This is a genomic window from Lentisphaera marina (assembly GCF_028745505.1).
GTDB classification, from domain to species: Bacteria; Verrucomicrobiota; Lentisphaeria; order Lentisphaerales; family Lentisphaeraceae; genus Lentisphaera; species Lentisphaera marina.
Genome location: NZ_JAQZZL010000001.1, coordinates 279,583 through 294,215, shown reverse-complemented (window position 1 = coordinate 294,215; position 14,633 = coordinate 279,583). Strand labels below are relative to the sequence as shown.

Sequence of the window (14,633 nt, the reverse complement as noted above, 5' to 3'; positions counted from 1 at the left end):
TGAAACATCACTAGTGATTGTCGCGAGTACGCTAGTTCCACTTGTTTTTATGAGTGTGTTATAAAATGAGAACTTTCAACATTAAATTCACTGGGGGGAAAGCTATGTAGCTATATCTAATTGAATGGATATCTTGGGAGTAAAGAATTTATTCGCCTTTATGAGCATCCCACATACTGCCATGAGCTTGGTAACCTCCAAGGGAACTTGCGGCGGTTTCGTTAAAGCTTAAAAGTTGAACACTGCCATCAATTAATTGATAATTGGTACCGTTTAAACCTTTATGGTGATCTGTGATTCCTGATTGCACATGTTGTGCAGTTAAATTTTCATGAATTGAACTTGTGCCTAAGATGTTGCCTGCCGTGGGGCGCTCTGCCATAGCAATGACGTTAGAAGGGTCGATGATATCTGATTGGCGTGACGACCCAGTTGTCATTCCTCCTGGCCAGGAAGTGATACCTGGATAATTGAACAGCCAGGCTCCAGGCTCCCCACGACCAAGACTTAAAGCGTAGCTCAAGGTGAGCTTAGAGGCGTCACTACGAGTGGTTTGATCTGAGGGGCATAGGTAGACTCCCGACGAACCATTACTAAGTCCATCTAGAGATTTATCGGCATCGGATAGGTTTCTACTATCATAAGTCCCAAGCTGATCGTCCCATGACCAACCATTCGCCTGATTAATGGGGTAGTAGTCATCGTTGTCATCGGTGAAATTGAAGAGAGCTATAGAAATTTGTTTTTGATTAGATTTACAGACGGCCATTTTTGCCTTTTCACGGGCTCTGCCTAATGACGGCAAAAGAAGAGATGCAAGGATGCCAATAATGGCAACCACAACGAGTAGTTCAATCAATGTAAAAGACTTGCGTTTCATATGTTTATCCGAGAATAAATTTACCTATACGTAAATTAAACAAGAATCTTTATAGCATTGCTACGTTTTTTTGAAAAAAATCAATTTTTTTAAATCATTACTTATTAAAATACAGATATTTATGACTATTTAAGCATAAATTTGTGTGTTTTCGGCACGAAGCTGTGAGCTACAGAGTTTTATTAAACTAAGATGTCTTTTGCGAAACAAATGCTGCTTAGCAATTTCATTTTTGTATAGTCACTTAAATTAGTCTCGTCTAATAAAACAAAACCATTTATTTTAATATATCCTATTGTGCATCCCACTGAGTACCCGTTATATTTGATGTGCTTGCAATTGATCCATCTGGTTTGGTAATTGTCTTAAAAAAACTGACTTTTGATACATGTCCATCTGTATATAAATAGTTGGAGCCAGTTACACCATCATGAGGTATTATTTCTGGGGTACTGTTCATCGTGTCAGCATTTACACCACTACCCCAGTATCTACCTACCATTTGACCCTCTCTCATGAGCTCAGCCAAAGCTATTGTGTTGCTGGGCTTACTAATTTCATTAAATTTTATCGCATAAGGCATTCTACCGACCCAGGTAACTCCAATAATGCCTCTGCTATTATTAGAAATTCCATTATTATCAAAAAATGAAGATGCGCTATATGTCAAAGGCAGACAGTCTGCATCAGTTCCAAATAACCTTACGACATCGTCAGTTGGACATTGATATATACCGGAATCGTTATTAAAATCACTTCCATTTAGCTTTCCTGCATTTTTTTGAGTGTCTGATAAGTTACGCCCATCATAATCTCCTAAGTTGTCATCCCACGAGACGGGCCCATAACCTGGCCATTGATGACTAGTGGATTCAGGAAAACGTCCTTCATTATCATCTGCATTTAACTCGAAAAAAATAGCAATTTGTTTTAGATTATTTTTACATACTGCTAATTTAGCTTTTTCACGTGCTTTGCCTAATGACGGAAGTAATAGAGAACTCAGGATACCAATAATAGCCACAACGACCAGTATCTCGATGAGAGAAAATTTTAGTTGTTTCATACGCCTATTCCCAAAATAAATTTGCTTATAATAAAAATTAAACAAGCATTTTTATAGGTGTGCTACCTCTTTTGAAAAAAAACTATAATTTTCTTTTTATTAATAGTTATATATCAACAATTTATTATCAGATTTATGAGGCCTTGGTGATGAATATCGCCCATAGAGTTTTGCTAAGCTAAGATGTCTTTTGAGTAAAGACTTTATCCGCCTTTATGAGCAACCCACTGAGGTCATTGGCTAGTTTAAAACAATGCATTGATAAGCTTGGTATTCTACTAATTTCTATTTGGACTGGCATCCCACATTGTGTTGGAGATATTGTTTGTGCTGGCCATAGAACCATCAGATTTTATCAGGCTTTGGTTTGCGGTCAATGATTCCACATGGCCATCGGTCATTAAAAAATTGGCCTTACTGTCGTGGGGAGTATTGCCTTGTGCATCATTAGAATTATAGGTTTGCGCTCTTTTATTATCGTTCCAGCCATTGCCCAATAAATTTCCAGCTGTGTGAAATTCTACCAGTAATATCGTGTTACTCGATTTGTTTAATTCATTAAATTCTCTGCTTATAGTCCCGTGTGACATACCGAGGAACCTTTTATTGTTATCATTATTTCTCATCTCTGTTATGGCATAACTTCTTCCAAGCGCAGTTGAATTGTTGCCGTATTTCCATTTAGAATCATCTGAGGCACAACGATAAATCTCTGTGGAGCCTTCTCCAAAAGTGTTACTACTTAACATTGCGGCTGCTAATTGTGCATTTGTTAGAGTGTCGCGACCATCGTAGCCAGAGAGGAAATCGTCATAAGTTTGTCGTCCACCCCAAGCACGACTAGTAAAAGGCGCCTTGTAGTTATTATCATCAGCATACATAAACATAGTCAATCCCAGTTGTTTGAGATTGCTTTTGCAGAGTGCTTTTTTACTTTGTTCTCTAGCTTTTCCTAAAGTCGGAAGAATTAGAGAGGCCAAAATTCCGATGATTGCTACCACTACTAAGAGTTCTATGAGTGAAAATTGTTTTTTCATTTTTCTGTCCTTATTTTTATGCTTTGTGGACATAAACAAGAATATGATATTCCAATAAATATATTTATTTGTTAAGTTGTTATTAATGATACACTTATGATTTTTAACTAGCTTGTCTTATGTTGTTTCTAAGTATTTTAACACAATTCCCACACATTTATCATGTGTGGATATTCGTGAGTTAAGCCTTGAGCGCTTCTAGCATTTACTCAAGGGATTTACGCATATGTAAATTGAGGTAAGGCAATAAGGTTTATGATGATAATTTAAAAACTACCTAGTGGAATCCCATATTGATCCACTTACGTCGCTAGCACTGGCAAGTGAGCCTGTTACGCTTCAGTTGAAATAGGACACATCACTTTTTTTCTTAGTTGAGTTACTTTAAAATTGTAACCCTCCGAAAAGGAAATGAATTATGTCTAAAAAACGCCGTTATTTTAGTGCCGACCAGAAAGTTGTCGCCATTCGTAAACACCTACTTGAGCGAACTCCTGTATCTGATATTTGTGATGAACTCAATATTACAACGACGCTATTTTATCGTTGGCAAAAAGAGTTCTTTGAAAATGGTTCTCGAGCCTTCACCAAGGATAACGATAGTAATTTAAAGAAGGTAGAAAAAGAAAATACACTACTCCAAGCGACTACTTCACAGAAAAATGATGTTATCGCTGAACTCGTGGCGGAGAATATAAGCTTAAAAAAGAAACGTGGCCTGATCTAAATGGAAACTGGGTTAGTAAAAACATCCGAGATCAGGTCGTTCAATACCTGTATAGTTGGCATGAGCGTACGCAAATCAGTCTTCGTAGTATGCTCAAAACCTTAGCCCTTCATCCTAGTAAATTTTATCAATGGAAAATACGAGAAGGCAAGGATAATCAACATAATGGTAAACAACCCAAGGATTTTTGGATTACTGAAGATGAAAAACGAACTGTCATTGAGTATTACCAGTCTCATCATCAAGAAGGCTACCGAGCTGTGACGTATATGATGATTGATGAAGATATTGCGTATATGAGTTGCTCCTCTGTTTATCGTATTTTATCAGATGTAGGGCTTATGCGTACTAAAACCACAAAGAAATCCAGTAAAGGAAATGGATTTGAGCAACCACTACAAGCTCATGAACACTGGCATACTGATATATCTTACGTGAAGATCAATAAAAGGTTTTACTTCTTTATAGGCGTCTTAGATGGTTATAGTCGTTGTTTACTTCATTGGGAAATTCGAGAATCAATGGATGAGCAGGATGCCGAAATAGTGGTTAAAAGATCTTTGGAGAAGTTTCCAGAAGCAAGACCTAGGATTATTACTGATAATGGTTCTCAGTATACAGGGCAGGAATTCAAAAAATTCATTGCCATCCATGGTCTCACTCATGTTAGAACTTCTCCATATTATCCACAGAGCAATGGAAAGTTAGAACGTTTTCATTACACTTTGAAAGAGGGCTCAATCCGGCCAAAAGTTCCCTTGAGTGTAGAGGATGCGAGAAGAGTTGTCACGCAGTACGTGGAGTACTATAACAACACCCGTCTTCATAGTTCTATTGGCTTCATTACTCCAAGCGATAAACTTATTGGTAAAGATGTGAGTATTATTCAAGAAAGAAAAAGAAAACTCGCTGAGGCAAAAATTCGTAGGTTAGAGTTCTTTGCAGAAGCTTCATAAGCCAGTAATGTAACAAATCTCAGCTAAGAAAAAATGCCTAACTGTCTAATTTCCGCTGAAGCAGCACAAGCCATCATCCCATGTTTGCGAAATGGTCATCTAACATAAAAAATTAAGGACAAAGAGTTTGAGGGTATGTTGTGGTAGAACTAATTATTAGTGATAGTTAGAAACAATTTTTCTCAAAGAATAAGGCGGACTTATTATAATATGTCATGTCACCAAACTAAATAACAAATTAGTTTTATGAATCCAGTATACGCTTATTTAAAACTGTCCCACTGGGTATTTGTTATATTAGATGTACCGCCTATAGAACCATCATTTTTGACTAAAGATTGTAAAGGAGTCATGGATTCAATGGAACCATCAGCTTTGAGGTAGTTGGATTCATTATTATGGAGAAGGATGGTTGAATTCATCATATTGTCGGCAGTGATGCCTCCCCATTCGTATGAAGTTCCCATATTGAGTTTGGCTGGCGCTTCAGTATAGACAATAGTTTGTGAAGTTTGACTGATATCATTTACACGTTTTGACCAAAAAGTGGCAACAGGATCGATCCAAGATTCAATGCCAAATATACCATTATAGGAATCGCCTGCAGAAGAAGAATTGTTATTTTGAGTCGGGTAATAATTAAGAAGAATACCACCTGTGTTAATAGTTGGGTCTGAAGGACAACGATACATGGGGCCGTGATCAGCGCCTTCTGGCATATCTTCAACTCTCATCCCCCATCTTCCATTAACTCCATGACCGGTTTGCATTTGAGCAAGCGTTAAGTTTCGCCCATCGTATAAGCTCAGTAAATCATCCCAACTTATGCCAGAGGTACTTGTAACACCAGAAGAGAAGTTGCCATCATTATCATCTTGATAAGAGTAGCTGGCGATGGAAAGTTGTTTCAAATGGTTTTTACATACGGCTTTTTTTGCTTTTTCGCGAGCTTTGCCTAAAGAGGGGAGTAATAGAGAACTCAGGATGCCAATAATGGCAACCACAACGAGTAGTTCAATCAATGTAAAAGACTTGCGTTTCATATGTTTATCCGAGAATAAATTTATTTATAATATAAAGTAAGCAAGTTTTTTTGTCGGGCGCTACATTTTTTTGAAAAAATTAATATTTTTCAATTGATTGATAATTTTTGAACATGAGTTTATGGCTATTAATTCATATTTAGGTGTATTTTCGAAAAGAGGTTCTTGTTGCGCACAGACTTAATTAGTGCTCCAAAACAAATATTGTTGAGGAGTAGTGATCACTTATTTGCATAATCACCTAAATCGGTCTCCTCTAATAAAACAAAATTATTTATTTTAATATCTCCTATTTTGCAGCCCACTGGGTATCTGTTATATTTGATGTGCCTGCAATTGATTCATCTGATTTTGTAATTGCCTGAAAAAACTGACTTTTTGATACATGTCCATCTGTATATAAATAATTTGATCCGCTTACACCATTATGTCTCGCTTTAAGTTAACTCAATACAAGTTAATTCTCGCGAATCGAAACTATGACACATCAAATTGGTTTGGGTTTTTTGATTTTTCCGAGTGTAGCTAAGTAGAGAAGCGAGGATATTAATATTTGTCATTTGCCTCTCGGCTTGCATGAGCTAGAGTTGTCAGCAAAAAATTAAGGAATGAAGAAAGATGATTATTGAAGGCAGATTTTGTAACCACGATGGCGAATTTTGTGGTCAGGTACAAGTAAATGATAAGGGCGTAATTGAGGCCATCGGCAAGGGACTGGGCACAGCTGACTTTAAATACGATGAGAGTCTAATGATTTTTCCAGGTATGGGCGATATTCATATCCATGCTCGTGAAGATGTTTCTGGTAAGCAACTCTATAAAGAATCTTTTGCAACGGCTTCTGCGGCAGCCGTTCACGGTGGGGTTGTTCACGTTGCCGACATGCCCAATAATCCTGAGGCTCCTGTAGATGATGCGAAGTACGCAAAAAAATGCGAACTCTGCAAAGATATAGACGTTCACTTCACTCTTTATGCAGGTATTGGACCCGATACCAATCCTCTTTCTCAAAAAGTTCCTTACAAGGCTTTCATGGGGCCTTCTATTGGTGATTTGTTTTTTAACTCGCAGCAAGAGTTAGAGGAAACAATTAAGCGCTACAAAGGTTGCCACGTAAGTTTTCACTGCGAAGATCCCTATATTCTTGAGACTTCAAAAGATAATGGCACTCATAGTGAACGACGTCCTCGTGGTGCTGCGAACACCGCAACGGCTTTTGCCCTTTACCTCATTGAAAAATACGAGCTCAATGGCAAGCTCTGCCACTTCTCTACGGGCGATGGTTTGGAACTCGTTCGTGCGGCTAAAGCACGAGGAGTTTCCGTCACAGTCGAAACAACTCCCCAGCAACTCTACTGGGATACTTCTTCACTTGATGAGAATAATAAACCCTGGTTGCAGATGAATCCGGCCTTCCGCGATGAAATTGATCGCAAGGGACTTCTTGCTGGCTTACTTGATGGCACGGTTGACTTTATTGCAACGGATCATGCACCCCATAGAATTTGCGAAAAACTCGGTCGTTATCAACCCATGGGAATCAGAAAAAAGATTGGCAACCTTGCTGCTCTTAGCTTAGAAGAAATTACTGAGCTCGATCGCATCTGCCTTGAGAACTTTGAGAAGATGAAAGCGGAAGATAAGGAAGGCTTTGCGGGTCTCGCAGATATTGATGGTGTTTCGGGTACGTCACAATTGGATACTTACGGAGCTTTCACCACTTGGCTTATGAAGGAGCAGGGCTTTACTTCTGCGGATGTCGCAAAAGTCACCGCTTGGAATCCAGGTAATTTTGTGAATCAGTTCGATCAGTTTATCGAAGCTCCTTTCGGTAAAGTTGCCGAAGGTTATGTTGGCTCATTCACAGTCATCGATCCCAATACACCTTGGACCGCCAAGAACGAGGAAATTAAAAGCCGTTCATCATGGACTCCTTTCCACGGTGAAACCTTTCCTGGTAGCGTAGCCGCGGTCATCCACAAAGGAAAAGAACTTTCTTAAGTTGATAGAAATCGAGAGGGACGCCGTCCTCCTCGAGCTCCCCTAATGGATGGGCATTTAAGCTTATTTTATTAATTATGTATGGGGCTCTGCCCCAAGCTCTGCAAGGGATTACCATTCCTTGACCATGTGCATAAGTTACTTTAGTCGAATTTAATCCTCAATGCTTGTTAGATGAGTAATTTGTGTTTGCATTCTGAGGTGTGTTTAGAAACAGAATTTCTTATTTCTGTATCAAGTATGGATATACGCTGTTTATTAATGCAATTGAATTGAGATAAAAGTTAACAAACTGAAGTTTGAACTAGGTACCTTTTTCTGTATGTAGTACACACTTTAGAGGCTGTGTGAAAAACAAACACAACTTTAATACTAATATATACATGGTATTTTATATTAGTATTAATTAGGAGAACAAAATGAACTTGATACAAGGTGATGATCGGAGAGAAAGTATTTTCTTTCCTCAATGCCTAGATGATTACATTGACTCGGATAGTGAAGTACGGATAATTGATCATTTTGTTGACTCTCTCAATTTAAGGGAGTGTGGTTTTAAATTTCCCAAAGAAGATCCGCAGGGACGTGGTCGCGCGGCTTATAATCCTGCGGATTTACTGAAACTTTTTATTTACGGATATTTCAATGGTGTTCGTTCAGGGCGCAAACTGGAAAAAAACTGTCACATTAATCTCGAATTGATATGGCTGTTAAAGCGCTTGAAACCTGATTTTAAAACTATTTGCGACTTTCGCAAAAACAATCGAAAAGCTTTTAAACAAGCAACAGCTCAATTCACATTATTATGCCGTGAATTAAAGCTCATTGCAGGGGAAACAATTGCTGTCGACGGAACAATAATAAAAGCCTCAAATAATATTTCTAAAAGCTGGAGCTCAAATAAGCTTGAGAAGAACTTGAAGGAAAATGAAGATCTAGTCGAACGCTACCTTAAAGAACTTGAGAAGTTGGATGATGATCCCGCACCAGATAAAAACCAACGTAAGGAAGATATAGAGCACAAGTTGGAATATAGACAGCGGGAAAAAGAAAGACTCAGTGCACTTAAAAAGTCTTTGGATGAATCCCCTAATAATCATCTTTCTTTAACTGACACAGATAGTAAATCAATCCATAAAAGAGGCAGGTCCTCTGTAGGATATAATGTTCAAACGTCTGTTGATAGTCTTCATAAGCTCATAGTATGCTGTGAAGTCACGGACAAAGTCAATGATTTAGGACTTCTTGCTCCAATGGCTAAAAAAACAAAAAAATTACTGAACCTAAAAGAACCATGTAATCTTCCTGCGGATTCTGGTTACTATGTCTTAGATGATCTGAAGGATTGCGAAGATATGGGGATGATCCCCTACTTACCGACAGTTAATAAGTCATCAAATGTACAACAAGGAATGTATGGGAAAGAAGCCTTTATTTATGATCCTCAAAAAGATACTTATCTGTGCCCCAATAAAAGTACTTTAAAGAAAATTAGAACTACATCCCAAAGAGGCCGATTATTTAATCAATATGCTAACAAAAGTGCATGTGAAACCTGTTCGATAAAGCACCGTTGTACGAAAGCAAAAAAACGCATTTTATCACGTTGGGAGCATGAGCAATATCAAGAACGAGCAACACAAAGGATTCTCGAAAACAAAGAGATGATGGCAACACGTAAAGGAACTGTTGAGCACCCATATGGGACAATTAAAACTCAGTTTCTTACCAATGGTTTTTTAGTTCGCGGTAAGGAAATGGTCCAGGCTGAATGCTCGCTTGCACATTTGGCCTATAATTTGAAACGAGTTCTAAACATTATGAAATTTGATGACTTGATGAAAATCCTTGACGAAAAGATGAGTACATATTGCAAATTAATGGCCTTATCAAAGTATAATAAATACATTACCTTCGCTTTGGAGATTATTTTTGATAAATGTACAACACAATTCATGTGCTCTACAAAATTTAGCCGGGATGAAGTACGGCGCTTGTTTTTCACACAGCCTCTTTAGTGTGCGTGATTTAAAATCTAAAAAGCTTAATTCAAGGGTGTTTATTAATCCTCAATTAATTAAAGAACTCATTTTATGAAATCAAACTTGTTTACTTTACTCAGCCTATTTATGATTAGCTCAAGCCTCATGGCGAATCCAGCCAATAAGAATTCCGAAGCCACTCATAGGAATGTGGCTTATGGGCCCCATGAACGCAATGTTTTGGATTTTTGGCAAGCGCCGGGAGAAGGGCCTCGCCCGCTTTACTTTTTCATTCATGGTGGTGGCTGGATTAATGGCGATAAATCGAGAGTGTTTCGCGTCCAAGATTATTTGGACAAGGGAATTTCTGTCGTCTCAATTAATTATCGTCGCACCCGTACGGATATCTTACCCGCACCAGTTTATGATGCCGCGCGAGCCCTGCAGTTTGTTCGTTCCAAAGCTAAAGAATGGAATATAGATAAAAGTAAAGTTCTTCTGGCAGGGAATAGTGCGGGAGCCTGTTCAGCCATGTGGATTGCCTGTCACGATGATTTAGCTAAGCCCGAATCAAGTGATCCAATCGAACGTGAATCGACTCGAATTTCTGGCATTGTGGTCGCGGGAGGACAAACATCCATTGACCCCAAGCAAGCGGGACCGTGGATTGGCCCAAAAGTTTACCATGGCATGATTATTCAAGCCGTGGGAGAAAAGGATATTGATGCAGTATTTAAAAATTATGCGAAGCACGCAAAGCTCTTTAAAGAATTTTCACCCATCAATCACCTCAGCAAGGATGATCCACCACTGTATTTATCTTATGGCAATCACATGGAAGTTCCTGCGGAGTCTTTCGGAAGTGGGATTCATCACGGCATGTTTGGCGTGAAGATGAAAGAGAAGTCCCAAAAAGTAGGGCACGATAAAGTTTTTCTCGATATTGCCAAGCATCAAAAAAATAAATTTTATGCCGATCAAAAAGCGTTTATTTATGCGATCCTCTTGGGTGAGAAATAATTTGCTTTATCTTTAAGCAAGCTAGTTAAATTCGAAATAATCCAGGACTTAGATGATTCCACTTTTTAAAACACGAGTTCTTTTAATCAGCTATTCATTCCTTGTAATGATGATCTGCAGTTCGCCCCTCTTGGGTGATGATCTGCCGAGCTCCAAGAGCAATAAAGTTTTAAAAAAGATCCCCATAAAAGCCAGTCAGGGTGTGGCAGTGGATGAGCATTACTTCTACGCGATTAGCAACACAAAAATCACTAAGCATAATAAGCTCAACAATAAGCTGGTGGCGACTTGGCATGCTCGGGGTGAAAAGTTTAAACATTTCAAACACATGAATAGCGGAACCGTGATAGAAGGAAAACTCTATTGCGCTCATTCGCGTTTTGCGGTGGATCCCAATGACTGCACGGTGGAGATATGGGATGTAAAGGGAAAAGTACTCGTACATGAGCGGAGCATTAGCCTGCCCAGAAAATATGGTTCTTTAACTTGGATAGATCGTAGTCCTGATGGTTTTTGGTGGATGTGTTACGCGGTTTATGGGAAGGATAATCATCGTACAAAGTTAGTGAAATACCGTTATGATAAAAATGAATTTGTCGAAGTGGAGTCTTGGTTTTTCCCTAAAGTAGTAATTGCTCAGTGGGGGAGGTGGAGTTGCTCTGGCGGTTCTTGGGGAAAAGATAAATTACTCTATACCACGGGACATGATCATAATCGAGCTTATGTCTTAAGCATCGATAAAAATAATCAATTAACTTATGTGAGGACAGAAGATAAGCTTGGTTTTTATGGGCAGGCCATTGCTTGGGATCGCTCCTCAAAAACGCCTCTTCTCTGGGGTATCATAAAAAACAAGTCTATTTCTCTGACTCATATTCCTCGAAAATGAATTCCAATAAACTTCTTATTTCATTTTGCAGCGAGCTTCCCAGCTTTTATAAGCTTTAAGGAGTTCTTTGGCTCGTTCGGGATGTGTCTCTATGAGGTTTCTAAGTTCGGTACGATCATCATTCATATTATAGAGTTCCCACGCTTTTTTCTTGAGTGCAACCATTTTCCAATCACCAATACGCACGGCTCGATTGCCAAAATGTTCCCAGAAAAGCTGACGTGACTCGGGTTCCTTTTCGGGGTTAATTAAATAGGGGAGGATACTTTTTCCTTCTAGCTTATCTTCTTTGACACCAGCAATTTCGAGACAAGTGGGCATAATATCAATAATATGGGAAACTTGAGGACAGATTGCCTTGGTGTTTTTGATTCGAGCTGGCCAGCGGGCGATCAGAGGCGAGGTGTTGCCACCTTCGTGTTCGGTGATTTTAAATTTTCTAAAGGGAGTATTGCTCATATTGGCCCAGCCTTTTGCGTAGCCACCAAATGATTGAGCACTACCAAATATAGCTTTTTTGTTTTTTTCGAAGCCAAGATTAGCGTTGAGTTGACCGCCATTGTCAGAGAGGAAGAGGACGAGCGTATTGTCTTCTAGTTGTTGCTTGCTTAGGCAATTTAATATTTTGCCAACATTTTGATCGAGATTATCCATCTGTGCCGCATAGACCGCCATTTGTCGATCCATGGCAGTTTGTTGTTTTGATGAAAGGCTGTCCCAGGGGGCACCATCAAAGGGACTAAGTTCATGTTGAGCTGAGATGATTCCCATTTCAATTTGTCGTTGGTAGCGCTCTTCGCGAAGTTTTTCCCATCCTGCTTTATATCGTCCTAAATACTTTTGAATATCTTGCTCTTTAGCCTGTTGGGGAAAATGAGGCGCGACATAAGGCAGATATAAAAAAAATGGCACATTATCTTCTTTGGCCTCTTCAATTTGGGCAATGGCATAATGGGTAAAGTCATCCGTAGAATAAAAACCTGTTTTCGGTTTTGTAACAATTGGGCCATGCTCTTTGTCATAGCGAATGATATCACGATCAAGAGTGCTGGGCCAAAAATAAACGCCTCCACCCTTAGGAATGCCGTAGAACCTATCAAAACCTCTTTCCCAAGGGTTATCGCCTTTACGAGTACCTAAATGCCATTTTCCACTCATTATACAACGATAGCCATTGGAGGATAGAGCCTCCGCAATTGTGGTGCAATCATTACTGAAATTATTTTGAGGTATCATTCCAGGGAGGCCGACTTGATGTGAGTACATTCCAGTCATGAGGCTAGCACGTGAGGGACAGCAACGACCTGTGTTGTAAAATTGATTAAATCGAACTCCCGTAGCAGCTAATTGATCAATATTTGGAGTTTCTATTTCACCGCCAAAACAGCCGATGTCGGAATAACCCATGTCATCTAGAAGGATGATAACAATATTGGGTTTTTCATCCTCTTTAGCATTTAAATTCGTCAAAGATAATAACAATATGAGTAAGTATTTCATTTTTCCCTTTTATCTGTAAGCTTGCTGAAATCTTAAAGTTTTCTTGCGTTCATTTTATGAGTATTACTTAGCTTTAAGTGATTCATATCCCGGATTAATATAGTGTTTTCTTGTCCATGAAATAAATAATCTAAGGACAATATTAACGCTATGATATTCCTAATTATATAGCTTTAATGATAAATTGTTTTCAAAGCTGCCTTTGACACATGGATTTATAGAAAAACCAAAACAGCCCTTGACACCTAGTGAGGCTAGGTATGTAATTTAATACCTAGACAGACAAAGTATAAAAAGGAGTTTATTATGTTCGAAGGTGATTTATTAAGAAGTATTGCAGTCCCCGTTGTATTGAGATTGCTCAATGAAAGAGAGATGTATGGCTATGAAATTATCAAAGAAGTTCATGAGCGCACCAATGGGGAGTTTCAGTGGAAAGCAGGGACGCTTTACCCCTGCCTTCACCAATGAATATTGGTGAAGAGGCTTGATTCAAATGATTATTTGTTTTTTACACAGGCTCCAAGAGTGGACTACATACGAGGTATGAGCATTCATTAATGCCTGTCACGATTTCGCAAAAAATTTGGAATAAAAAGTATATATAATCTTTTTACAGTAAATAAAAATAATTATACAGTATCATCTTGATTTTACATGGGTTTATTAGTTATATTGAATGAACTACTTGGAGCTTATGATGAGAAATGTCGCTTGTGAAAAGAGAATAAGACAGAACTGCAATAAATCTTTCACCTTAATTGAATTACTGGTTGTCGTGGCCATTATTGGCATTTTGGCTTCATTACTTATGCCTACACTCAGTAAGTCGCGGAAAAAAGCCAGGATTGCCGTATGCACGAGTAATCAAAAGCAAATAAATTATGCCCTAGTCATGTTTACGGATGATAATGATGGCTATGTGCCCTCACCTAGCGCTCATGTGTCATGGGACGACCAACTTTCTGGCTACGATGGTCGCCCGACATTAACAGACGCGCAAAAAACTCCGAACAACCTCCCTAAAAGTGATTTTGGGGACAGCTATGCTCAAGTTTATAGGTGCCCACTTTATGAGGAAACTGCTACTGCTACTTATGTAGAAATGTCTTATGCTATCTCCCAGTTTAAAGCACCTGAGCCCGAGACACAATGGTTTAGTGGACAAGGAATTATGAATAATTCTGGTTATGCTGCAAAACTTAGTAATGTAACGGTGCCTGCTGAATCAATAATGCTTTTTGACTATAACCGTTCAAGTAATACTACCCGAATGGGCAGAAATGTCGATAATATCGTTAGAGCAACAGATCTTGAAAAGTGGGAAACACTACAAAGCGATGGCATGATGCACGGTTTCTATGAGGTGAACTATCTTTTTGTCGACGGGCATGTTCAGGGTATGGATTTTTATTCGACTCTTATTCCCTATGGTGCGACTGCTTGGAGATCTAATGGCAGTATGTGGGATGTGTACAAATAAGCTGCTTTTAAAACTTCTAGCCACCAAATTAATATCATTGAAGAGGGGG

Annotated in this window: 13 protein-coding genes; 8 read left to right on the top strand and 5 right to left on the bottom strand. The window is 38.8% G+C overall.

From position 1 onward, the window contains the following. Positions 1–148: 148 nt before the first annotated feature. The 3 genes from PQO01_RS01240 to PQO01_RS01230 all read right to left on the bottom strand — a co-directional run bounded on the left by PQO01_RS01240 (position 149) and on the right by PQO01_RS01230 (position 2,983). Entirely contained in the window at positions 149–880 is a 732-nt protein-coding gene (locus PQO01_RS01240) for a prepilin-type N-terminal cleavage/methylation domain-containing protein (RefSeq protein WP_274312224.1), read from the bottom strand. A gap of 292 nt (positions 881–1,172) precedes the next feature. Beyond that, positions 1,173–1,946, bottom strand: coding sequence for a prepilin-type N-terminal cleavage/methylation domain-containing protein (locus tag PQO01_RS01235; protein ID WP_274312223.1), 774 nt, complete (start codon positions 1,944–1,946; stop codon positions 1,173–1,175). A gap of 278 nt (positions 1,947–2,224) precedes the next feature. Beyond that, on the bottom strand, positions 2,225–2,983 hold the full coding sequence (locus tag PQO01_RS01230) for a prepilin-type N-terminal cleavage/methylation domain-containing protein (RefSeq protein ID WP_274312222.1): 759 nt from the start codon (positions 2,981–2,983) through the stop codon (positions 2,225–2,227). Positions 2,984–3,401: 418 nt separating this feature from the next. On the opposite strand from PQO01_RS01230, the gene PQO01_RS01225 reads away from it, so the two are divergent. Next, positions 3,402–3,710 (top strand): transposase, encoded by a 309-nt coding sequence (locus PQO01_RS01225; protein ID WP_274312221.1) that lies wholly within the window; start codon positions 3,402–3,404, stop codon positions 3,708–3,710. A 23-nt stretch (positions 3,711–3,733) separates the two neighbouring features. Beyond that, a complete protein-coding gene (locus tag PQO01_RS01220; RefSeq protein WP_337994444.1) occupies positions 3,734–4,666 on the top strand; it encodes an IS3 family transposase in 933 nt (310 codons plus the stop codon). 263 nt (positions 4,667–4,929) lie between these two features. Here the strand turns inward: PQO01_RS01220 and PQO01_RS01215 are convergent, their stop codons facing one another. Then, positions 4,930–5,709: a DUF1559 family PulG-like putative transporter gene (locus PQO01_RS01215; protein ID WP_274312220.1), complete on the bottom strand. Its 780-nt coding sequence runs from the start codon at positions 5,707–5,709 to the stop codon at positions 4,930–4,932. Positions 5,710–6,327: 618 nt separating this feature from the next. Here PQO01_RS01215 and PQO01_RS01210 point away from each other — a divergent pair. The 4 genes from PQO01_RS01210 to PQO01_RS01195 all read left to right on the top strand — a co-directional run bounded on the left by PQO01_RS01210 (position 6,328) and on the right by PQO01_RS01195 (position 11,601). Next, positions 6,328–7,710, top strand: coding sequence for an amidohydrolase family protein (locus PQO01_RS01210; RefSeq protein ID WP_274312219.1), 1,383 nt, complete (start codon positions 6,328–6,330; stop codon positions 7,708–7,710). A 419-nt stretch (positions 7,711–8,129) separates the two neighbouring features. Beyond that, the gene (locus PQO01_RS01205; RefSeq protein ID WP_274312218.1) at positions 8,130–9,728 is read left to right on the top strand and encodes an IS1182 family transposase; all 1,599 of its coding nucleotides are present in this window, start codon (positions 8,130–8,132) and stop codon (positions 9,726–9,728) included. Positions 9,729–9,803: 75 nt separating this feature from the next. Then, complete coding sequence (locus tag PQO01_RS01200) at positions 9,804–10,712, top strand: alpha/beta hydrolase (RefSeq protein WP_274312217.1); 909 nt, start codon at positions 9,804–9,806, stop codon at positions 10,710–10,712. A gap of 52 nt (positions 10,713–10,764) precedes the next feature. Then, a complete protein-coding gene (locus PQO01_RS01195) occupies positions 10,765–11,601 on the top strand; it encodes a hypothetical protein (RefSeq protein ID WP_274312216.1) in 837 nt (278 codons plus the stop codon). Positions 11,602–11,616: 15 nt separating this feature from the next. Here the strand turns inward: PQO01_RS01195 and PQO01_RS01190 are convergent, their stop codons facing one another. After that, on the bottom strand, positions 11,617–13,101 hold the full coding sequence (locus PQO01_RS01190; RefSeq protein ID WP_274312215.1) for an arylsulfatase: 1,485 nt from the start codon (positions 13,099–13,101) through the stop codon (positions 11,617–11,619). Between the two features lie 306 nt (positions 13,102–13,407). Between PQO01_RS01190 and PQO01_RS01185 the strand changes: the two genes are divergently transcribed. Beyond that, entirely contained in the window at positions 13,408–13,572 is a 165-nt protein-coding gene (locus PQO01_RS01185; RefSeq protein ID WP_274312214.1) for a PadR family transcriptional regulator, read from the top strand. A 226-nt stretch (positions 13,573–13,798) separates the two neighbouring features. After that, entirely contained in the window at positions 13,799–14,584 is a 786-nt protein-coding gene (locus PQO01_RS01180) for a type II secretion system protein (RefSeq protein ID WP_274312213.1), read from the top strand. Positions 14,585–14,633: the final 49 nt, after the last annotated feature.

Excerpts from the sequence above, each read along its gene's own strand:
- PQO01_RS01240 (WP_274312224.1), bottom strand. The coding sequence starts at position 880 with ATGAAACGCAAGTCTTTTACATTGATTGAACTACTCGTTGTGGTTGCC.
- PQO01_RS01235 (WP_274312223.1), bottom strand. The coding sequence starts at position 1,946 with ATGAAACAACTAAAATTTTCTCTCATCGAGATACTGGTCGTTGTGGCT.
- PQO01_RS01230 (WP_274312222.1), bottom strand. The coding sequence starts at position 2,983 with ATGAAAAAACAATTTTCACTCATAGAACTCTTAGTAGTGGTAGCAATC.
- PQO01_RS01225 (WP_274312221.1), top strand. The coding sequence starts at position 3,402 with ATGTCTAAAAAACGCCGTTATTTTAGTGCCGACCAGAAAGTTGTCGCC.
- PQO01_RS01215 (WP_274312220.1), bottom strand. The coding sequence starts at position 5,709 with ATGAAACGCAAGTCTTTTACATTGATTGAACTACTCGTTGTGGTTGCC.
- PQO01_RS01210 (WP_274312219.1), top strand. The coding sequence starts at position 6,328 with ATGATTATTGAAGGCAGATTTTGTAACCACGATGGCGAATTTTGTGGT.
- PQO01_RS01205 (WP_274312218.1), top strand. The coding sequence starts at position 8,130 with ATGAACTTGATACAAGGTGATGATCGGAGAGAAAGTATTTTCTTTCCT.
- PQO01_RS01200 (WP_274312217.1), top strand. The coding sequence starts at position 9,804 with ATGAAATCAAACTTGTTTACTTTACTCAGCCTATTTATGATTAGCTCA.
- PQO01_RS01195 (WP_274312216.1), top strand. The coding sequence starts at position 10,765 with ATGATTCCACTTTTTAAAACACGAGTTCTTTTAATCAGCTATTCATTC.
- PQO01_RS01190 (WP_274312215.1), bottom strand. The coding sequence starts at position 13,101 with ATGAAATACTTACTCATATTGTTATTATCTTTGACGAATTTAAATGCT.
- PQO01_RS01185 (WP_274312214.1), top strand. The coding sequence starts at position 13,408 with ATGTTCGAAGGTGATTTATTAAGAAGTATTGCAGTCCCCGTTGTATTG.
- PQO01_RS01180 (WP_274312213.1), top strand. The coding sequence starts at position 13,799 with ATGATGAGAAATGTCGCTTGTGAAAAGAGAATAAGACAGAACTGCAAT.